Annotated in this window: 18 protein-coding genes; 4 read left to right on the top strand and 14 right to left on the bottom strand. The window is 74.2% G+C overall.

The features are described from left to right. Nucleotides 1-145 precede the first annotated feature (145 nt). On the top strand, nt 146-1,384 hold the full coding sequence (locus ACQEU6_RS20580) for a hypothetical protein (RefSeq protein WP_499334088.1): 1,239 nt from the start codon (nt 146-148) through the stop codon (nt 1,382-1,384). 10 nt (nt 1,385-1,394) lie between these two features. On the opposite strand, the gene ACQEU6_RS20575 is transcribed toward ACQEU6_RS20580, so the two are convergent. The 6 genes from ACQEU6_RS20575 to ACQEU6_RS20550 all read right to left on the bottom strand — a co-directional run bounded on the left by ACQEU6_RS20575 (nt 1,395) and on the right by ACQEU6_RS20550 (nt 10,939). After that, nucleotides 1,395-2,594, bottom strand: coding sequence for a Cmx/CmrA family chloramphenicol efflux MFS transporter (locus tag ACQEU6_RS20575; protein ID WP_499334087.1), 1,200 nt, complete (start codon nt 2,592-2,594; stop codon nt 1,395-1,397). Between the two features lie 74 nt (nt 2,595-2,668). Further along, nucleotides 2,669-3,244 carry a TetR/AcrR family transcriptional regulator gene (locus tag ACQEU6_RS20570; protein ID WP_499334085.1) on the bottom strand — a complete coding sequence of 192 codons (576 nt, stop codon included), beginning with the start codon at nt 3,242-3,244 and terminating at the stop codon, nt 2,669-2,671. A 39-nt stretch (nt 3,245-3,283) separates the two neighbouring features. Then, nucleotides 3,284-7,918: an SAV_2336 N-terminal domain-related protein gene (locus ACQEU6_RS20565; protein WP_499334084.1), complete on the bottom strand. Its 4,635-nt coding sequence runs from the start codon at nt 7,916-7,918 to the stop codon at nt 3,284-3,286. A 17-nt stretch (nt 7,919-7,935) separates the two neighbouring features. After that, nucleotides 7,936-8,925 (bottom strand): AAA family ATPase, encoded by a 990-nt coding sequence (locus ACQEU6_RS20560; RefSeq protein ID WP_499334083.1) that lies wholly within the window; start codon nt 8,923-8,925, stop codon nt 7,936-7,938. After that, entirely contained in the window at nt 8,926-10,596 is a 1,671-nt protein-coding gene (locus ACQEU6_RS20555) for a VMAP-C domain-containing protein (protein WP_499334081.1), read from the bottom strand. A 7-nt stretch (nt 10,597-10,603) separates the two neighbouring features. Next, a complete protein-coding gene (locus tag ACQEU6_RS20550; RefSeq protein ID WP_499334080.1) occupies nt 10,604-10,939 on the bottom strand; it encodes a CU044_2847 family protein in 336 nt (111 codons plus the stop codon). Nucleotides 10,940-11,023: 84 nt separating this feature from the next. Here ACQEU6_RS20550 and ACQEU6_RS20545 point away from each other — a divergent pair, with 84 nt between their 5' ends. Beyond that, nucleotides 11,024-11,374, top strand: a complete 351-nt coding sequence (locus ACQEU6_RS20545) for an MmcQ/YjbR family DNA-binding protein (RefSeq protein WP_499334078.1) — start codon at nt 11,024-11,026, stop codon at nt 11,372-11,374. 47 nt (nt 11,375-11,421) lie between these two features. Here ACQEU6_RS20545 and ACQEU6_RS20540 read toward each other — a convergent pair whose 3' ends face one another. From ACQEU6_RS20540 to ACQEU6_RS20525, 4 genes are all read right to left on the bottom strand, one after another. Further along, entirely contained in the window at nt 11,422-12,159 is a 738-nt protein-coding gene (locus ACQEU6_RS20540; protein WP_499334077.1) for a hypothetical protein, read from the bottom strand. Nucleotides 12,160-12,219: 60 nt separating this feature from the next. Beyond that, nucleotides 12,220-13,653, bottom strand: a complete 1,434-nt coding sequence (locus tag ACQEU6_RS20535; RefSeq protein ID WP_499334076.1) for a hypothetical protein — start codon at nt 13,651-13,653, stop codon at nt 12,220-12,222. Between the two features lie 184 nt (nt 13,654-13,837). Continuing rightward, entirely contained in the window at nt 13,838-14,422 is a 585-nt protein-coding gene (locus ACQEU6_RS20530; protein WP_499334074.1) for a glycosyltransferase, read from the bottom strand. Further along, complete coding sequence (locus ACQEU6_RS20525) at nt 14,419-14,739, bottom strand: glycosyltransferase (protein ID WP_499334073.1); 321 nt, start codon at nt 14,737-14,739, stop codon at nt 14,419-14,421. The genes ACQEU6_RS20530 and ACQEU6_RS20525 overlap by 4 nt, the downstream gene beginning before the upstream one ends. A 183-nt stretch (nt 14,740-14,922) precedes the next feature. Here ACQEU6_RS20525 and ACQEU6_RS20520 point away from each other — a divergent pair, with 183 nt between their 5' ends. After that, nucleotides 14,923-15,177 carry a hypothetical protein gene (locus tag ACQEU6_RS20520; RefSeq protein WP_499334072.1) on the top strand — a complete coding sequence of 85 codons (255 nt, stop codon included), beginning with the start codon at nt 14,923-14,925 and terminating at the stop codon, nt 15,175-15,177. Between the two features lie 107 nt (nt 15,178-15,284). Here ACQEU6_RS20520 and ACQEU6_RS20515 read toward each other — a convergent pair whose 3' ends face one another. From ACQEU6_RS20515 to map, 3 genes are all read right to left on the bottom strand, one after another. Continuing rightward, the gene (locus tag ACQEU6_RS20515; protein WP_499334071.1) at nt 15,285-16,055 is read right to left on the bottom strand and encodes a muconolactone Delta-isomerase family protein; all 771 of its coding nucleotides are present in this window, start codon (nt 16,053-16,055) and stop codon (nt 15,285-15,287) included. A gap of 10 nt (nt 16,056-16,065) precedes the next feature. Then, nucleotides 16,066-17,823, bottom strand: a complete 1,758-nt coding sequence (locus ACQEU6_RS20510; RefSeq protein WP_499334070.1) for an MOSC domain-containing protein — start codon at nt 17,821-17,823, stop codon at nt 16,066-16,068. A gap of 136 nt (nt 17,824-17,959) precedes the next feature. Then, complete coding sequence (gene map, locus ACQEU6_RS20505; protein ID WP_499334068.1) at nt 17,960-18,730, bottom strand: type I methionyl aminopeptidase; 771 nt, start codon at nt 18,728-18,730, stop codon at nt 17,960-17,962. Between the two features lie 66 nt (nt 18,731-18,796). On the opposite strand from map, the gene ACQEU6_RS20500 reads away from it, so the two are divergent. Continuing rightward, nucleotides 18,797-19,075, top strand: coding sequence for a helix-turn-helix domain-containing protein (locus ACQEU6_RS20500; protein WP_499334066.1), 279 nt, complete (start codon nt 18,797-18,799; stop codon nt 19,073-19,075). Nucleotides 19,076-19,103: 28 nt separating this feature from the next. Here ACQEU6_RS20500 and ACQEU6_RS20495 read toward each other — a convergent pair whose 3' ends face one another. After that, the gene (locus tag ACQEU6_RS20495) at nt 19,104-20,381 is read right to left on the bottom strand and encodes an erythromycin esterase family protein (protein ID WP_499334065.1); all 1,278 of its coding nucleotides are present in this window, start codon (nt 20,379-20,381) and stop codon (nt 19,104-19,106) included. Nucleotides 20,382-20,405: the final 24 nt, after the last annotated feature.

Genomic DNA, 20,405 nt, shown 5'->3' with positions numbered 1-20,405 from the left:
GGGGGCCGTCCCGGTCCGTGCCGTGGGGGGTGCGCGGGCCGGCGCCGCCGAAGTAATGGGCCACACAACTTAAGTTGTCTCTCCCTAGGTCTTGCCGGGGTCGTCCAGGGCGCCCCGCCTGGGTAGATGGCGCACTGTGACGATCTTGCAACGTACGGTGACGGCGGTCCGGTCGCCGGGGACCGCCGCCGTCGCGGCGGGTGTCCTGGCGGCCGCCACCCCGGGCATCGCCCACGCCGCGCCCGCACCCGTGCCGGCGCCGTCGCGGGCCGCGGCGCACGCGGGAGGCGTCGCGGCGCCCCTGGACCCGCGCGACTTCGATCTGCGGCGCGGCGCCGACCGGAGCGGGCCGGTCAGGGCGCTCGGCGGCAGGCTCCGCAGGGCAGGCGTCGGCGCGCTGCTCCGCTCGCCCGGCCGCGCCAGGCTGGGCGGCGGCTGCGGCCGGGCGGCCGGCGTCCCCGCCCGCTCGCTCGTCTACTGCTTCGACAGGGCGGACAGCACCACGAAGGACTGGGTTCCGCAGGGCGTCACGTCCGTCTCGGACGCGGCGGCGGGCGAGGGATGGGCGGGCGGCGTCCGGCCGATCCTCGTGTCCTGGCACAACGGCGGCCGGGTCAGGCTCACGTTCGTCGACCCCGACCGGCGCGCGTACCGGCACGTCCTGCTCGTCGCGCCGGGGACGCGGGACGGGCGGCCCACCTACACCGACGTCGGCATCCACGCGGGCGGCATCGCCTGGTACGGCGACAAGCTCTATGTCGCCGACACCCGCCAGGGGCTGCGCGAGTTCGACATGCGGCAGATCTTCGACCTGACCGCGAACGGGGCGGGCTCGACCCGCCACCCCGAGCGGGTCGGGCTGCACGGCGGCACCTACTACGCCCACGGGTTCCGGTACGTGATGGCGCAGACGAGCAGCTGGGAGTTCGCCCGAGGCCGGGTCGGCGGCAAGTGCAGGGGATCGGGCCCGCCGCGCATGTCGTGGGCGGCGGTCGACCGCACCACGTGGCCGCACGTCCTCATCGCGGGGGAGTACTGCCGCCCGAGCTGGCCCCGGGGACGGGTGGTCACCTGGCCGCTGCGGGCACTGGCCGGAGGCGGCGCCGTGAGGGCCGACGGCGGCTCGCGGCTCCCGGTGGACCGTGTCCAGGGCGCGGTCAGGGCGCACGGGCAGTGGTGGTTCACCCAGAGCCGCAGCGGCAAGCGCGGCCGGCTCTTCTCCACCCGCTACACCGGACGGGGCTGGGCCCCGGTGCGGCGCCGCACGGTCTCCTACGGACCGGAGGACCTGTCCTGCTACCGGGGCCGCCACCGCGTCTTCACGCTCGCGGAGCACCCGGGGCGGCGCGCCCTGTGGGCGTTCCGCGCCGCCGCCTGCTCCTGACCGCCGCTCCTCAGGCGCCGACCGGGGAGCCCGCCCGTTCGGGCTCCTCGGCGGCCCGTCGCCGGGCCCGGCCGCCCGCCACGGTGCCGACCGCCACGGTCCCGATCGCCGCGATGCCCAGCGCCGCCCCGATCCAGGCCGTGGAGGGGTAGCCCCTCCCCGCGTCGAGGGCGAGCCCGCCGAGCCACGGGCCCACCGTGATGCCGATGTTGAACGCGACGACGTTCCCCGCCGCGACCAGCGTCGGCGCGCCGTCCACCAGCCCGAACGCCCGCGAGTTCAGCGTCGGGTTCGTCCCGAATCCGACGAAGCCGAGGAGGAACACCAGGACCACCACGGGCAGCGGCGACCTCGCCGCCAGGGCGAGCAGCGCGGACACGGCGGTCAGCCCGGCGAAGCCCGCGTACAGCGTCTGGACGCCCCACCGGTCGGCCGTGCGCCCGCCGAGCGTGATCCCGATGAGCGCGCCGGCGCCGTAGAGGGCGAGCACGCCGGGCACCCACGCCTCCGCGATCCCCGTCGTCTCCGTCAGGAACGCGCCGAGGTAGCCGAAGACGGCGAGGAGCCCGCTCGTCGCCAGGGCCGTCGTCCCGTACAGCAGCCACAGGCGGGGGACGGCCAGCGCGCGCACCTCGTCCCGCACCCGGGGCGGCGCGGTGTCCGCGCGCGCGGCGGGGATCGTCGCGGCCACCCCGGCCATCGCGGCGGCCGACATCGCCGCGACCGCCCAGAACGCCGCCCGCCAGCCGAGATGCTGCCCGACCACCGTCCCGGCGGGCAGCCCCGCGATCGCCGCGACCGTGAGCCCGCCCGCGACCACGCCCATCGCCTTCCCGCGCGCGTCGCGCGGCACGAGGCTCACGGCGGTCGCCGCCGCCACCGCCCAGAAGCCCGCGTAGACGAACGCCCCGACGATCCGCATCGCGAACAGCGTCCAGTATCCGGGCGTGAGGGCGCTGACCACGTGGGTCAGCGCGAACACCGCGAGGAACGCCAGCATCGCCCGCCGGTGCGGCCAGCGCAGCGTCAGGACGGCCAGCGGCGGCGCCCCGGCCAGCATCCCGATCGCGAACGCCGAGATCAGCCATCCGGCGGCCGGCACGGAGACGCCGAGGTCGTGCGCCATGCCGGGCAGCAGCCCCGCGAGCATCAGCTCCGACGTGCCCTGCGCGAAGATCGCCACTCCCAGCACGTAGACGGCCAGTGGCATCGGTGTCCTCCTGTGTATTGGATAGATCAGTACAAAACTGCGCCGTGCGGAAGGGCGGCGCTCGGCCGCCCGGGTCAGAGGGAGAGCATCGCGGTGTCCGCGACGGACCTCAGGGTGTCGGGGGCGGCGCCGCCGCGCGCGGCCACCTGGATGCCGCTGATCGTGGAGATCATGAAGTGCGCCAGCGCGGCGGCGTCCTTGGCGGCGTCGATCTCGCCCGCGCGCATGCCGTCCTCGATCGCCGCCTTGAGGGTGCCGAACCGCCGCCGCCGGTCCCGTTCGAGCCGCTCGGCGATGTCGGGGTCGTGCGGTCCGAGTTCCACCGTCGCGTTCACGACCAGGCAGCCGGACGGGTCGTCGTCGTCCGGTTCGGCGGCCCAGTCCATGACCGCTCGGAGACGCTCGCGGACGGTGCCCTCGTCGCCTTGGAGGTGGTCGACGAGCCGGGTGGTCCGCACCTCCATGTAGTGCGTCAGCGCCTTGACGAACAGGTCGCGCTTGCTGGCGAAGGTGTTGTAGATGCTGCTGCGCCCGAGGCCGGTCGCCGCGCACAGCTCCTGCGTCGACGTCGCCTCGTAGCCGTCCGTCCAGAAGGCCCGCATGGCCGCCTCCACGGCCAGCCCCTCGTCGAACTTCCTCGGCCGTGCCATGGAGTCACCGTAACACGTTATGGACAGTTCGATCCAATATCATCCGGTCGAGTCGCCGAGCCGCACGAGCCGCCGCCGTCCGGGCTCCACCAGCAGCGCCTCGCCGGACCCCAGACGCCCATGCCTTGAGGAGGGCACGTCCCAGAGATCCGCCTCCTGGCCGCCCACGTTGCCGGTCAGGAGGGCGGGGGCCCCGAGTCTCCGGAGCAGCGCGACGACGGGGTCGAGCGGCTCGCCGAACGTGATCTGGTGCCGTGCGAGGACGAGGTGGACGCCCTGCTCGCGCATCGTCCGCAGGTCGGGGATGGCCGCGGCGAGCGGGTCGTCCCGCAGGAGCCGCTGCCGGTGCGCCACGACCACGTAGATCTCGGGCCCGCCACCGCTGAGCAGGGAGGCCCGGGTGCTCCACACGGCCTCGGCGAGCAGCCGGCCGAACTCCTCCGGAGACGACGTGTGCCGCACGCCCGCCCGCCCCCACGACTCCGCACGCGCCAGATCGCGCGGGCTCATGTGCATGTCCAGGAAGTAGACGAGCCGGTCCCGCGTGGTGCCCCTCGACACGAGCTCGTCGACGATCTCGCGCACCAGCGTCGCCTTCCCGGAACCGGACGGGCCGCTGATGAGCAGATGCCGGTCGACGTCGAAGTCCAGGAGCACCGCCTCTCCGGTCTCCGGGTCGCTCCCGAGCCGCACGGTCCGGCCTCGCGGGGCCTCGGCGGGACGCGGCTCCGCCTCCGCGTCGAAGGCGTGGACCCACCTGAACCGTTCGGCGAATTCGGGAACGGCCCGGAGCAGCTCCTGGAATCGCTCCGGTTCCCCGCAGAGGACGACCAGCGCCTCCTCGGTCTCCTCCCGCATCACCGAGATCAGGTTGCGGATGGTCTCCGGGCGCAGGTAGCCGGTCTCGGGGTCCTGCCCCGGTCCGTCCCGGAGGAAGGACACGCTGCCCCGGTTCATCCGGAAGAGTTCGGCGGCCTTGGCAGCGGGGTCGAGGGTCGGACCGGCCGACTCGACGTGCGCGAGGGTGACGAAGTTGCGGTCGCCGTGCCGCAGGACGCCGAGCGTGGTGAGCATGTCGCCGTACCGGCTCGCCGCCACGCTCATCTCCGGCCTGAACGGGCCCGGGAAGATGAGGTGACGGATCGGGCGGAGGCCGCCGGAGCGCGCGGACTCGGCGTCGGCCTGGAGGATCTCGCGGAGCGCCGCCCGCACGACGGCGCCGTCGACCGGCTCGCCCTCGATGATCCGCGGCTCGCTCCCGATCGTCTCGTCCAGGCCTTCCAGGAGGCGGACGATGTCCTGCGGGTCGGGCTCCTCCGGTTCGGCTTCCGGCGAGGGGCGCTCGGGAGGCTCGCGCGTCCGGCGGACGAAGTCGTCTATGGCGTCCCGGGGAGGTTCGGGCGCCACGGTGAACCGCTGGGGGGAGCCGCCTCCGGCGAGGAGGTAGGCGGTTCGCCCGTCGTCCGGGAACGGGAGGCTCGCCTGGCCGAGGACGCGCCGGAGCTGGTCGGGCGGTAGGCGGTTCGCAGCGATACGCCATCCGAGGAGAGGCAGGAAGCGGTCCCAGATCGTGGTGTTCTCGACGGTGGACGAGGTGAGCAGCAGCTGGACGTCGAGCGCTCTGCCTCGCTGCGCCAGCGAGAGGAGCGTCTCGCCCACCTCGCGCCTGCTGGGCGGGAACGTGAGCGACAGGTCGACCACGACCAGCAGCCGGGGCCGCGTCACGGGCGGCGGAGGCGGCAGGGCGGCGGGCTGCTCGCCCGGCTCGTAGTCCTCGAAGAAGTGGAACCAGACCGGGGCGACCGAATGGGGGTCCTGGCGGAACCGCTCGTACATCTCCTCGACCGTGAATTGGCCGGTGCCGAGACTCCAGGGCCGCGACACGTCCTGAGGCGGGCCCGCGGACCGTGCTTCGAGCTCGCCGGACAGGAGGTCGAAGAACCGCCGGAGCCTCTCCGGCGAGCCCAGCAGCTCTTCCTCGGAGTGGCGGACGTGCGGAAGGTCGATGGGCTCACCGAGGGGATGCTCGCCCAGCCCCGCGAAGACGAAGTGCAGATCCGCCGGAGAGTGCCCCGCGGCGAGGGCCAGAGTGATCGCGCGAACGACCTTCTGGCGGGCCTCCGGACCGCCGACGACCAGGCCGTGCGGAATGCCCGACGAGATGTCGAGCGGATGGAGGCTGAGGAGATGGCCGCCCGGCCGGTAACCGATCGCCGGGGTGCGCGGCATGTCGGCGGGCAGCGCCCACGTCTCGTGCAGCATCCCGCTCGGCCCGCCCCCGTTCAACCGCAGAACGTCGAACTCGACAGTCAGCTGGAGGGAGTCCACCTGCGCTGCGGGCTCGGACTTCGCGGGTCCCCCCGGCCAGGGGAGTTCGCGCGCCCACATGCCGCGCTGCCGCATCAGTTCGACGATGACGGCGCTGGTGTCGAGTGGGACGTGTGCGGGCTCGAAGGCGGGGCGGGCCTCCTGCGCGAAGATGTGGACGGACGCGAGATGGTCGCCCATTCGGCTGGGAAGGCCGACGTTCCAGCCGGCGAAGCCGGAGAGTTCCGGCGGAGTGAGGGAGTCGCTCGGCGAGCAGAAGACGAACCGCATCCCCTGCGGCGGCCCCGCCTCGCAGAGCGCGGCGAGAGGATCGAGGAATTCGGGGCGCGCGTCCAGCAGGGGTCCGGCGTCGTCGATGATCACGACGAGGGCGGGCAGCGGGTCGAGCGGCCGGCCGCCCGCGATGGCCGCCTGGTACTCGTCCCAGGTGGTGACCCCGGCGGCTTCGAGGACGGTTTCGCGGCGCCTCCGCTCGTTCTCCAGAATCTCCGGGAGCCTGCTGATATGCGGCGAGTCCGCCGAATCGGTGTGGACGCTGGTTGCGACGTGGGGAAGGGCTCCCAGGTTGATGAAGGGCGTGCCCGAATTGAGGTCGGTGAACGCGAAGCTGAGGACGTTCGGGGAATGGGTGAGCGCCAGGTTGAGGACGAGGGTCCGGAGCAGCGGGTACCGGGACTTCATGGGGCCGGTGATCAGTCCGTGCGGCAGGTCGGGGTTGCCGTGCAGAACGTCCACCGACACGAGGTCCTCGCCGTCTACGCCGATCACCACGGGGCGCGGGCCTCGGTCCCAGCCGTCGCCGACCAGTTCCTCGACCGGAGTGCCGAGAAGCTCCAGCAGGTCCGGGGCGGAGGCCGGGGGAGCGGGTGCGGGGGTGAGGTGGGAGCGGGTCTGCGGGGTGAGGAGCGCGAAGTGGTCGGTGCCGGCGGTGAGGACGACCGGGCCGCCGTCCGCCGGGAGGAGGGCGCGGAACGTCTCGGCGGCCGTTCCGGCGCGGCGCTCGATCTCGGCGGAGACGGCCTCCAGGACGTGCCGGGTGTGCAGGGCCTCGGGGCGCGGGAGGGTGTCGAGGAGGGCCTCGCGGGCGCCGGGGACGAAGTCGTAGCGCACGCCGCCGGCCGGGCGGAGCAGCCCGCTGAGCAGCACCTCGGCGAGCTGCCCGGGGCCCGAGCCGCCGAGGATCCGGTGCTGGATCAGGCGCATCACCGGCAGCGACGGGACGGAGACCGCGACGTGGGCGGCGAGCTCGGCGGCGCCGGGGGAGGCGGTGGCGAGGAAGCGGCGGACGCGCTCGGCGACCGGCAGCTCCCGCTCGCGCCGCACCGGCGCCGCCCCGGACGGGCGGGCGGGGAGCGTCGCGACGGCGGCGGGCTGCGGCTCGGAGCCGGCGACCAGCCGGGCCCACGCGCCGAACCAGCGCGGCGCGATCTCCAGGACAGGGACGGGCACGCCGGGCCCGGCGGCGCCGTCGTAGGGGGTGAAGCGCAGGTCGGTGTTCGGGGCGCCGGGGCGGGGGAGGACGGCGAGGCCGGGGGTGGCGGGGGCGGCGGTGCGGCGCCAGAGGCGTTCGGCGAGCGGCTGGACGATCGCGGTCGGCCCCGCCTGCGCCCAGCGGCGCACGGCCCGCGCGGCGCGCCCGTTCCACCAGTGGGGGCCCGAGCAGTCGCTGAGCACGAGCACGGCCCGCCGTCCGGACGCGTCCAGGAGCGTACCCGCGTCCTGGGGCGGCGCTTCGGGCGTGGAGGCGATGCGGCCGTTCCCGTCGAGGTGGCTGAGGCGGACGTCCTGGAAGGCCCCCTGGCGGAGAAGCGTCTCGGCGAGCTCGCGGGCGAGGGGCCGCCACAGCCGCATGGTGGGGCCGGTGTCGACGACGAGGCTGAGGCCGAGCCAGCGCTCGGGCGACGGGACGAGGACGGGCGTCCACAGGCGGGTGTCGGCGATGCGCGCGGCGGTGGCGTCCTCGTCCAGCTCGGCGCGGTGCCGGGACGGGACGCGCCGCTTCAGCGGGCGCAGCGCCCGCTGGACGCCGAGCGGGTCGGCCAGCATCGGCGCGGTCGGCACGAGCACCTCGGACGCGCGGCCCGCCGGCTCGGCTCCGGCGCCCGGGGGCGGGTGGAGCCCGGTCAGCGGTTCGGGCGGGCGCGGGGCCGCGGGCTCCGGCGGCCTGGACGGCGCGGGGGCCTCCACGGGCTCGTCCACGATCGCGGGCGGCGCCGGCGGGACGGCGGCGGGCCGCTCCTCGGACGGGGAGATGTGGCAGGCGAGCCACAGCATCTCGCTCAGCTCGCGGGCGTCCGGCGGCGGCCCGACCGCCGACAGGACGCCCCGGAGCCGGTCGACCGTCATCGGCTACTCGTCATCGGCTACTCGTCATCGATGGGCCCGGTCAGGTAGGGCATGATGCGGTCGGCCAGGGCGCGGCGGTCCTCGGCGCCGGCGTGGCGGCACAGGTAGACGGCGTTGAGGAGCTGGTCGGTGGCCAGCGTGCCGGACGCGGAGCGCTCGAAGAAGCGGCGGACGAGGTCGTCGCTCCGGTCGGCGAGCGGCCCGAGGTGCTCGCGGACGATCGCCGACAGCTCGGCCTCGCCGGACGGCTGCCGGAGCTCCACGGTCACGCAGCGCCGCAGGAAGGCGGGCGGGAACTCCCGCTCGCCGTTGCTGGTCATCACGACCAGCGGGAACGCGCGGCAGCGCACGGTACCGGCGGTGACGGCGACCCGCGCGCCCGGCCCGTCGGCGGTCATGACCTCGGCGACCGGGTCGGCCCGCCGGGTCAGCTCGGGCAGCTCGTACTCGCCCTTCTCGAAGACGGTGAGCAGGTCGTTGGGCAGGTCGATGTCGCTCTTGTCGATCTCGTCGACCAGCAGGACCCGCGGCCGCCGGTAGGGGAGCAGCGCCGTGCCGAGCGGGCCGAGGCGGATGTAGCGGCCGATGTCCTCGTCGCGCGCCGCGTCGTCCCGTCCGGTCGCGTCATGCCGCCCCGCCGCGTACAGGCGGGTGAGCGGGTCGTACTGGTAGAGGCCGTCGCGGAGCGTGGTCCGGCTGGTGACGGGCCAGTGCAGGACGGGCCCGAGGCCGAGTTCGTGGGCGACGGCGTAGGCCAGCGTCGACTTGCCGGTGCCGGGCGGCCCCGTCACCAGCAGCGGGCGGCGCAGGTACAGGGCGGCGTTGACCTGCTGCACGGCATCGTCGGACGGACGGTACGTGGTCGCTTGGTGCTCGTTCCCTGAACCGCCGGAAGGGGACTCCAGGGCGGGCTCGCCGTCGAACGCGCGCCACGGCGGCGGCGGAGGGAGCCGGTCGATGCCGTCGTGTGGGCGTCGGCTCCCTGTGTAGAGCAGCCAGTCGGGCACCTATGCCTCCATCGCGAGCGGGGGGTCGGGCAGCCGGGACGGATCGTCCCACAGCAGCGTCAGGTCGCGCCCGCAGTGCGGCGCGTCCTTGGGGGCGACGAGCGCGGCCCTGCGCAGCGCGAGCGCCAGCTGCGGGAGGTCGCCGGGGTGCCGGTCGCCGACCGCCGCGGTCAGCTCGTCGAGGAGGCGGTGCCCCTGGCAGTCCCCGTGCGACGACGCGTCGCACGGGGTGCGCGTCCACAGCATGACCGGGATGCCGTTGTTGAGCGCGGCCGTCAGCCAGCTCCTCACCGGGCGCGACCCGTACACCAGGACGCAGAAGTCGACGTTGGCCTCCAGCCAGTCCTGGAAGTCGCTGCCCCTGCGCGGCGCGTCGCACGCGATGGGGCGCGGGTCGCTGCGGCCGCGCTCGTTCAGCAGCCGCCAGCGGTGGTGGGCCTGGTCGCGGCGGATCGAGTCGGGCCGCAGCCGCTCCACGTCCCGCACCACCACCGGGTACTTGCGCATGGGGATCCTGTTGCGCGGGTCGACGTACCACTGCTCGAACGGCTTGCCGAGCCAGCTCTCCGGCACCGCGAACTCGATCATCCAGTCGCGGCCGAACAGCGCGGGCGCGAGCGCCGCCACGCCCGCCTCGACCACCGGCCGCACCCGGCGGTCCGGGACGCGCTCGGTCGGCCGCCCCGGCCCCTCGGCCCCGTCGATCCAGGTGTGCACGGTCACGTCGAAGGCGTGGTCGAACGTGACCCGCTCCAGCCGGACGATCACCGACGAGGGCCCCGGGCGCGGGGCGGCGGGCGCGGCGCCGGGCAGGTGCCGCGCGGACCACGCGGCGAGCCGCCGCCGGGCGGACTCGGGCAGGTGCGGCCCGAGCGCCGCCGTGTACCGGGCGAGCCGGTCCGGCTCCCAGCCCTCGGCCACGTACCGCACCGAGCCCCACGCCGACCGGAGATCGCCGAGCGCCCGGCGGCCGGTGATCCGTTCGAGGTCGGCGGCGAGCGGGCCCGTGTAGCGGACGCCGTCCAGGAGTTCCCGCAGCTCGCGGCGGGCGTCGGGGGTGAGCCACCGGAGCGGCAGCAGGTCGTCCAATTCCTCCCAGTACTTACGGATGTGCTCGACGGGGAGCATCCAGCCGAGGTCGGCCCGGTCGCCGTCCCGCAGTTCGGCGTTCGTCACCATGCCGATGACCTCGCCCGTCGCGGTGTCGTACACGGCGGACCCGCTGTAGCCCTCCTCCAGCCAGTCGCCCTGACCGGTCTTCAGCTCCCACCACTCGTTGCGCATCCCGCGGTACGGGAACGTCGTCACGGACGCGTGCCGCTCGTTCTGGTCCGCACGGCGCGGGAACCCGCACACCCCGAACGTCCGTTCGCCGAGGCTCCCCTCGTGCAGGCCGCCCGGCGCGGCCAGCGTGGCGGGGGCCAGCGCGACGGGCTCGCGCAGTTCGAGGACGGCGACGTCGCCGGGGTCGCCCGCCCGCCGCCAGCCGCCGCGCCGCACCACCCCGGCGGGCAGGTCCTCCAGCAGGCCGGGGAACCCGACGCGCGCCTCGTCCAGGCCGTGGACGGTGTGGGCGCAGGTCAGCAGCCTCGTCGGGGTGACGAGGAACGCCGCGCCGAGCTTGCCGCCGGACGGCGGGCCGACCCAGGCGCGCCACTGCCAGTCGTCCACGATGCGGCTACGCCTCCTCCGCGGCGCGCGGCGGCTGCCCCCACGTCATCTTGACCTTCAGGTGGCCCTCGACGGTCGTCTTCGCGATGACGGCCCCGGCCGCCGCGTTCAGCTTGACACCGAACTCCAGCTCGACGCCGTCGGGGTTCAGGTCGCCCCCGCGCAGCGACGCGAGCGCGGCCTGCGCCGCCTCCCGGACGTTCTGGAACGCGTCCTCCAGCTTGCCCGCCGCGTCGTGGATCAGGTCGCCGGCGCGGGACACCGACTGGAACCCCGGCTCCCGGTCGTCGGTCTCCACCACGATGGTCCCGTTCTCGGTCTGCCAGCGCACCAGTTCGTTCACCCGGCAAATCTAACAAGATCATGCGTTGGGGGGTGCTTTGCTGGGAGGGCCGCGCCGGACGCGGCGCGGCCACAGGAGGACAGGATGATCACTGTCGAGCAGGTGCGGGGGCTCGCGGCGACGCTGCCCCGCACGTCCGAGCACCTGATCAGGGACCGGGTGAAGTTCCGCGTCGGCTCCATCGTCTACGTCGCCTTCTCCCGGGACGAGACCGTCATGGGCTTCGCGTTCCCCAAGGAGGAGCGGCTCGCCCTCGTCGAGTCCGAGCCCGACAAGTTCCACCTGCCCGGTGAATCCGACATGCGTTTCAACTGGGTGCACGCCTGGACAACCGCGCTGGACGAGGCCGAGATGGAGGAGCTCGTCATCGACGCGTGGCGCATGGTCGTCCCGAAGAAGGTCGCCGCCGCCCGTCTCGGCCCTCGGGACGGATGACGCCCATCCCGCCTCCGCGCCCCTCCATGCGCTGACCGGCGGGGCTCTCAGTGCGGCGGCGGCAGCGGGTCGACGGCGTTGCCGGCGCTGCACCCGCCCTCGCCCGCCATCCGCTGCATGCGGGGCGGCGTCCACACGTTCGTGCGGCCCGGCGCGACCCGCGCCAGGACGCAGTCGAAGACGTCCGACCCGTAGGGCCTCACGACGAGGGCCACGCCGACCACGTCGCCCCCGGTCCCGAACTCGCGCCGGATCCGCGGATCGAGCCGCAGCGACTCGACCGCCGCGCGGACCTTCGCCTCGTCCGCCCCGCCCCCCTTCGGGACGCGGGGCAGCGCCCTGCGCAGCCGCTCGAACGGGATGTCGGGCGCCTTCGGCCACGGCCCGAACGCCAGGGGCGCCCCGGACGGACACCTCACCTGCCGGGTCCCGTAGCGCCGCCATTCGGTGGTCGTCGAGAACCGCAGCTCGAAGCACCGCGTCACGGTGATCGTCGAGGTCGCGAACCAGCCGCCGTCCGGCGCCGTCCCGGACGTCCGGAGCACGAGCCGCACCCCGTCCCCGGCGGTCGAGGCGCCGGTCATCCGCATGACCTCCACGCCGTCGAGGTCCGCCGCCCGGTGCGCCATGTCCCGCGCGGGCCGCACCCGGGAGTCGTGGACCCGGTCCCCGGCCCGCTCCGCGGCCTTCCGCGCGTCGGCGGTGGCGACGTCCTCGGGGCTCCGGCTCACCAGCCCGCAGCCGGCGGCGAGCAGGACGACCAGCGGGATCACGAAGCGGCGCATGCGCCCAATGATCGCGGCGGCCGCGGCGCGGCGGTATCCGCTCTCGTACTCAACCCCGGGTCAGGCTTCCGCCGGCTGCGCCTCGGGCGCCGCCTCGGCCGGCTCGGTCTCCGGCGCCGCCGGGACGGGGCGGCGGCCCCACGCCAGCGCGGCGGCGAAACACGCGAACGGCAGGGCGGGCAGCATGTAGCGGTAGTCGAAGTCGACCGTGATCGGAGGGACGGCGAGAAGGGCGAGCCCGGACGTCCAGAACAGCGCCGTCCGCGCGCGCGCCCGCCGCCACACGATCCCGGCCGCTCCCGCGAGCAGCACCACGCCGAGCACCGTCCCCGGCACGCTCACACGCTTCTGGTAGCCGCGCAGCACACCGGCGTACGGCTCGACGACGTGCGTGCGGCCCGTGCCGTGCGAGTACTCGTACACCACGGCCCCTCGGTCGCCGCCCCCGTAGACGGGCAGTCGCGGCTTGCGCGCCGTAGGCCGCGTGGGGAAGTGGTACCTGGCCTCGGTGCCGACGGTCGGGTAGCGCGACCGGTGCCACGCGAACGTCCGGACGAAGAAGTCGTAGGAGACCACGCGCAGGTAGTCCAGCGGCTGGTTCTTGATCGCCCACACCGCGAACCGCTGCGCCCGCGCGTTGGTCTCCTCGTCGAACGCCTGCCCGTTGGACCAGCCGAGCGGCGAGTTGTCCTCCCAGATCTGGTGGGACGAGGCGGGCCGGTCGCCCGTGGCGCCGTACGGGCACAGGCTCGCCAGATCCGGCGGGGGCGTGAACGCGTCGCAGTCGGCGAAGGCCGCCGTCCGCCCCCACAGGAAGACGCCGTCGACGCCCGTCATCTGGAACCGGCCGTGCTCCCGCTGGAACCACGTCGCGTACGCCCCGACGGGCAGCGCGAACGTCACGGCGAGGGCCACGTACACCGGCCACCGCGTCCGCCTGAGCAGCAGGTAGAGGACGGCGATCAGGAACAGCGGCACCCCCACGGTCCGGGTGACGGCCGCCACGCCGAGCAGCGCTCCCACGAGCGCGGCCCGCCGCCACCCGGCCTCGCCCGGCTTCGCCAGCAGCAGCATCGCGCCGAACACCAGGACGGTGAAGAGGGTGTCCGACAGCAGCAGATGCTCAAGCTCGACCTGGAAGGAGTCCAGCAGCACCGGGGCGACCGCCAGCGCCGCCCACGTCCGCCGCACCTCGAAGTCGCGGACGAGCATCCGGTACCCGAGCACCGCCAGCCCGAGCACCGCCGCGTGCTGGAGCACCGTCACCAGCGCCAGGCTGTGGAACGGCTTCAGCGCCCAGAGGAAGAGCCCGTACCCGGACGGCCTCAGCGGGTGCGGGAACGGATCGTCCGCGATCCGGACGAAGTCGTAGCTGTCGTTGAACCACAGCACGCCCCGGAACCCCGCCATGGCGAGCACCCTCAGCGCGACGCCCGCGAGCAGCACCGCGAAGAACAGCCAGTTGCGGCGGACGGCCGAAAAGGAGAACGACACCGGGAACCTAACTGTGGGACGTGCGGGCGGACAGGATCCTGCGCCGGTCCGGGACCGGCGGTGTCACGCCGGGGCGGGTCACTACGTCACTCACTGCCGCCCGCGTATCGGCCGAGATCCTATCAGCGCCGCCCCGGCTCCCCCGTGGAAGGCCAGGTGACGGCGGCGTCCGGCGGGTCGGCCTCTACCGGCCGACCGCGTCCAGCAGCAGCTTCGCGGCCACGATCGCCCCGTCGGCGCCGACCGTCCCGCCGACGGCCCTCGCCCGGGCCCCGGTCGCAGGAGCGAGGGCCCTGGTGAGCGCGGCCGACAGGGACTCGACGGTCGGGCTCGGCCCATCGTGGGCGGCGCCGATCCCCAGTTCGGCCACCCGGGCGGCCCAGTACGGCTGATCCACGATCCGCGGCACGACGACCTGCGGCGCGCCCGCCCGCGCGGCCGTCGCCGTGGTGCCGGCGCCGCCATGGTGCACAACGGCGGCGACCCGTCCGAACAACGCCTGCTGGTTGACCTCGCCGACGACGAAGCAGTCGTCCGCCTCGCCGGCCTCGCGGGCCCAACCGCCGGCGAGGACCACGCGGCGCCCGTGCGCGCGGCAGGCCTCGACGGCCATCTGACCGAGGTTCTTCGGAGCACGCGCGGCGACGCTGCCGAAGCCCGCGAACACCGGCGGCGCACCCGCGTCCAGGAACGCCTCAAGCCCCTGCGGAAGCGGACGCTCGTCGGGCATGACCCACGCTCCGGTCTGCACGACGTCGAAGTCCGTCACCCCCCGCGCCGGACACAACGTCGCATCGGCCGCCAACCACGGACGCTCGGTGAAGACGTGGTCGCGGACGTCGCCCACCGGCGGCAGGCCCACCGCCTCCCGATGGCGGTTGGCGGCCTCGTGGCGGTGACGACCGAGCGCACCTCGGGTCCCAGCGGCACCAGCGGCACCCCGGCGCGCGCCACCAGCGCGACGAACTCCTCGTCCGGCGGCGCGCACACCCGCACCTCCGCGCCGAGTTCCCGCAGCCGCACCGCGAGCCCTGCCAGCGGCTCGACGTCCCCGCGCGACCCCCACGTCGACAACACCACACGCATTCCGCGCCCCCGTTTTCGCAGCTCCCCCTGACGGTAGACAATCCCGAGCCGCCGTCCGGGCTTCGGGGCCCGGCTGCCGTGTCGCGTGGGCGGCCGTGTTGACGGTGGTCGGGAATGCGGGACGGTAGGGGCCGGGACGAGCCGTCCCTTTCCACAAAGAAAAGACCCCTAAGGAGTCCCGCCATGACATCGAGGCGAGATCGAGAAGAAGCGGCAAGGGTCAGCGCAGGCCAGCAGGCCAGCGGGACCAGGGCCGAGGAGTACACGCTCCTGGCCCTGCGCACGACCGACCCCGTCGTCAGGGAAGGCGCCCGGGAGATGGCCGCTGCGAGCAATCGCAGCGCCGGTCAGACGCTCCTGGAGTCGCTGACGGACCCGAGGAACGAGGTCACACCCGCGATGCGGGCGGCGCGGCAGGCGCTGCGAGACGGCGCCTGATCAACTCAACGGCCGGCGACCGTACCTGCCGGCCGGAAACCTGTAGGAGCGGCCCCCTCGGGTCGCTTCTATGGTTTTGGGTCATCGGCGTCATCCATCTGCCCGGATCATCCGGCGAGATAGGTCTCGTAGACGACCTCCGCGGGGCGGCGCCCGCCGACGGTGATGAAGACGCCCTTGTTCAGCCAGTCGAGAGCGCGGGCGGCGGTCTCTATCTCGGTGGCCGCTCGGAAGACGTACTCACCCGGGTCGACGTCCTCGCCGCGGCCGAGCCGGGCGAGCACCTCCGCGCTCCCGTGGCGCACCGAACGTGACCGGACGTAGAGCAGGTCGCCGCCGTCGGTCCGCAGGGTGTAGCGGATGTCGCCGAGCGCGGTGCCGTCCGCCAGCGCGACCTGCCAGTCGGCGCTGGCCCCCGGCAGCAGGACGCCCCGGATGCCGGGTCCGGTGAAGGTCCCGCCGGTCAGGGCGACGATGCGCCGATGCCCCGCGGCGACCTCACCGAGGTCCAGTGGCGGATCGAGAGCGGCCTCCAGCCGGTACACCAGCGTCAGCCGGGGCTGGGGCAGGCGGCCGCCGGCGGGGCCCGCGGCGCCGGCGCGGGCGGGGTCGTTGGGGTGGGGGCCGAGCGGTGTGACGGTGATGCGCATCCAGTCGTACAGCGGCAGCCCCTGGAGCAGGGCGTCGAGCTCCGCCCGGTCGTCGGCGCGGTACAACCCCATGATCGGGGATGTGCCGGGCACGGCCCATATGCGGGCGATGTGGCCTTGTGCCGCGAGGTCGGCCGCCGCGTCCGCCTCCGCGTCCCGGCGCCGTTCGATCTCGGCGTCGGAGGCCCCGGCGGGGATGTCGACCTGGAACCGGACCAGGTACTCCATGACGTTCTCCTCACAGGTCCAGGACGGTCTCCCGCGTCGGGCGGGAGCAGCAGATCAGGACGTTGCCGTCGGCGGGAGGGGCGACGGGGTCGGGGTCGTAGGCCACCTCGCCCGACAGCATGGCCGTCTCGCAGGTGTGGCAGACGCCCGTGCGGCAGGACCAGCGGACGGGGACGTCGCATGCCTCCGCGAACTCCAGCAGGCTGGACGCGCTCTCGTCCCACGGGGCCCGGACGCCGCTGCGGGCGAACGACACCGCCGATCCGGCGCCCGGTGGTCCCGGCGGCGGATGAGGCGGGCGGTCGGCGGAGGCGGCGACGCCCGGTGTGACGGAGGGCCCGGCGCCGAAGGTCTCGATGTGGATGCGGCCGGTGGCCAGCCCCTGCTCGGCGAGCGCGCGGGTCTGCGCGGCCATGAACGAAGGCGGACCGCAGACGTAGGCGTCGGAGTCGGCCGGCACTCCGGCGCTGCGCAGCACGGCCGCGTCCAGGTGACCCGGGTCGGTGTAGTCGGTGCCGAGGCGGTCCTGCGGGCGCGGGCGGCTGTAGCACACGCGCAGGGCGGCGTGGGGAAGCCTGCCCAGCAGGGTGCGGACCTCGTCGGCGAAGGCGTGTTCGGCGCCGTCCCGGGCGCCGTGCAGCCACCACACCGGCCGTGAGGTCCCCGACTCGGCCAGAGCCTGCAGCATCGCCAGGACCGGGGTGGCGCCCACGCCCGCCGACACCAGGACCACGGGCCCGTCGCCGGCGGGGAGCACGAACGTGCCCCGGGGCGCGGCCACCTGGAGGGTGTCACCGACCTTCAGGTACCGGTGCAGCCGCGTGCTGGCGGCGCCGTGCGGCTCGGCCTTGACGCTGATCCTGTACTGCGGGTCGCCGGGCCTGCCCGACAACGAGTAGCCGCGGACCAGCGCGGGTCCGTGGTCGTCGGCGTCCAGCATGACGGTCACGAACTGGCCGGGCAGGGCGGGCGGCAGCGGAGCGTCCTGCTCGGCGGCCAGCCACAGGGACACGATGCCGCGGCTCTCCCGCTGGATGCGCGCCACCCGCAGGGCCCGGAACCCCGTCCAGGCGGGCGGCGGCACCGCGGCTTCGGCGGTCAGCCCGGCGTTGCCGCCCGGCCCGCCGGCCTGCTGGAGCAGGGCCCGGAACGAGTCCTGCCAGCCGGGGCTGAGGGCCCCGACGCGCAACGCGCTCTCCAGACGGTCGCGGGGATGCTCGGACAGGTACAGCAGCCCGTCGACCTCGGTGACGCTCATCGCGCCCGGCCCGCCGGCGATCTTGACGATCTCCTGCCCCGCCTCCACCGCGCCCTCGGTGATCACTCTCATGTAGAAGCCGGGACGGCGGTGGGCCACCAGCAGCGCCGCCATCCGCGGTTCGCCCAGGCGCAGCCCGACCCGGTAGCAGGTCACCCGGGGCTGGGTGACCTCGAAGACGGCCTCGCCGATCCGGTAGCGGTCCCCGATGCACACCTGGTCGTCGGGCAGGCCGTCGACGGTGAAGTTCTCTCCGAAGTGCCCGTCCACGAGGTCGTCACGCCCGAGCACCCGTTCCCAGTAGCGGTAGGAATCCGTCTGGTAGACCATGACGGCGCGCTGCTCGCCGCCGTGCCCCGCCAGGTCTCCCTGCCCGTCGCCGTCCAGGTTCAGGCGGCGTGCCATGACCGGGCCGCGTACCGGCTCCTTCCAGATTCCGGTGCGCACCGTCCGCCCCTCCCAGGGGACGTCCCTGGGCATACCGACGTTGACCGCTACCAGCCGTGCCAACCGCACCACCTCACACCATGCGGTCGTCACCATCGCCCGCCCGAGCGGGCCAAAAACCCCCATTGTCCTAGGTTTGTGTCGATTTAACGGCGAGGTGTCCATGGCGCGGGTGGCATCCGACCGCGGCGCGCCGCGCCTATCTCGGCAGGGTGAGGATTTCGGCGCCGTCGTCGGTGATGGCGATCGTGTGCTCGCTGTGGGCCGTCCGGCAGCCGGTCGCGCTCCGGAGCGTCCAGCCGTCGGCGTCGGTGACGAGCTGGGCGGTGTCGGCCATGACCCACGGCTCCAGCGCGAGCAGCAGCCCGGGACGCAGCTTGTACCCGCGGCCGGGCCGTCCGGTGTTGGAGACGTGCGGGTCCTGGTGCATCGTCGAGCCGATGCCGTGGCCCCCGAACTCGGTGTTGATCGAGTAACCCGCCTCGCGGAGGACCGAGCCGATGGCGTGGGAGATGTCGCCGACGCGGGCCCCGGGGCCGGCGGCGGCGATCCCCGCGCTCAGCGCGCGCTCGGTCGCGCTGATCAGCGCGACGCTCTCCGGGGGCTTCGACTCGCCCACGATGAAGCTGATGGCGGAGTCAGCGGCGACTCCGCCCAGGGAGACGGCGAGGTCGAGCGTCAGCAGGTCGCCGTCGGCGAGCGCGTAGTCGTGGGGGAGCCCGTGGAGCACGGCGTCGTTGACGGCGGTGCAGATGTAGTGGCCGAACGGCCCGCGCCCGAAGGACGGCTCGTAGTCGACGTAGCAGGACTCCGCCCCGGCCTCCGCGATCATGGTCTGGGTCCACCGGTCGATGTCCAGGAGGCTCGTGCCGACCGTGGTGCGGCGCCTCATCGTCTGCAGGATCTCGGCGACCAGGGCGCCGGTGCCCTTCGCTCGGGCCACTTCGCTGGGGTTCAGGATCTCGATCATGCGGCGCCCGCCTCACGCAACCAATAATTATACCGGCCTTACTATACCGGTACTAGAATAGGGGCCATGGTCAGGTTGCCGCACACTCCCGCGGAGGTCGAACGCGGACGACGCCTCGGCGCCCTCCTGCGCCGGGCCAGGGGAGAGCGCTCCATGCTCGCCACCGCGCTCGACGCGCGCGTCTCCCCGGAGACCCTCCGGAAGATCGAGTCCGGCCGTGTGGCCACCCCCGCCTTCTCGACCATCGCCGCGATCGCCGGCGTCCTCGGCCTCTCCCTCGACGAGGTGTGGGCCGAGATCAGCCGCCCCGAGCGCAACGTCGAACCGACCGGCTCCGGCGCCTGAGTCCGGCGCCTGAGTCCGGGCGCGGCCCTCACGTGTCCGCGAGGCCGTCGGCGACGGTGGAGGCCGGGGTGGTGATGACGGCGTCGAACGCGTCGAGGACGGGGGTCTCCACGTAGGCGCTCTGGATCCGGATGCGGTCCGGGCCGGGGCCCTGGGCGCGCGCCTGCCGGAGGTCGGTGATGCTCGGCCCGAGCCCGGCGTCGGCGAAGGCGGCCTCGATGCTGCCCTGCTCGGGCGGTTGCAGCGCGGTGGCGTGGACGGTGAAGCCGAAGCGCGCCTCCTCGTCCGGACGCATGTCGGCGGTGTGTCCGGTGACGCTGGTCAGGGCGAGGGCGACATAGTCGTCGCCCAGGGCGTCGTGCAGATGCTGCCCCATGGGAAGCCCTGTGAGATGACCGTTGAAGGAGACCGGCGTCTTCTGGATGTGGGCGTTGTGGGCCGCCAGCACGATGCGGGTCCCGGGCTCGCAGTGCTCCAGGTGCCACTGGACCGACCCGGCCATGTAGACGTCCCGGGCCGAGGTGTCGGCGGTCAGGCCGTTGCCCGCGTACAGGCCGGCCATGGCGCGGAAGCCGTAGTCGGCGTGGCAGGCGGCCTCCAGGCGACGCAGGGCGACGTCGTAGCCGTGCCGGCCGCCGCGCGACAGGTACAGCGGCGCGACGGCACGGAACCGGATGAGCAGGCGCATCAGGATCGCGCTGAGAGCGTCCTGCTCGGCGGCGTCCAGACGCGTCCAGGCCGGTGCGGCCGCGGCCGCCGAGGGCCCGGCGAACGTCCCGGCGATCCGCACGGCCTCCTGGACCGCCGGGACGATCTCGGGGTCGACCTGGCGCAGGTAGTCGGCGACCGGGGCCAGGGCCGGCAGCAGCGACCCACCGGCCGCCGGGATGTCGATCCCGGCGAAGCGCACCGGCGTCTCGCGCGTGGCGTTGCGCCGGCGCATCCAGCGCAGCGGCTCGTCGACGCCCACCGGGATCGCCGCCGCGAGAAGGGCGGACAGGTCCTCGTCCGCCCCCTTGCCCTGGGCCCAGGCGTCCAGCGGGAAGCCTTCGCTGAAGCCGTACTCGAAGGCCAGGACGCCGAATCCGCAGCGCTCGACCAGGAACCGCAGGATGCGCTGGCGCATGAGCGAGAACTCGGTGATGAAGTGGGAGTTCTCGCCGATCGCGACGACGCGCGCGTCGCCGACGACGTCGCGCAGCGGCTCCAGGTCGTCCAGCGGCGCATCACGGTCGAGATGGGCGAGCGGGACGGCATGGGCGCCGAGCCAGTCGGCGAACGAGGCGTGCTGAGACCGGGAAGGCATGCCGACGGCTCGATTCCAGGTCGG

The organism is Spirillospora sp. CA-108201, assembly GCF_050936235.1.
GTDB lineage: Bacteria > Actinomycetota > Actinomycetes > Streptosporangiales > Streptosporangiaceae > Spirillospora.
This window is presented reverse-complemented; position numbering and strand designations above follow the sequence as displayed.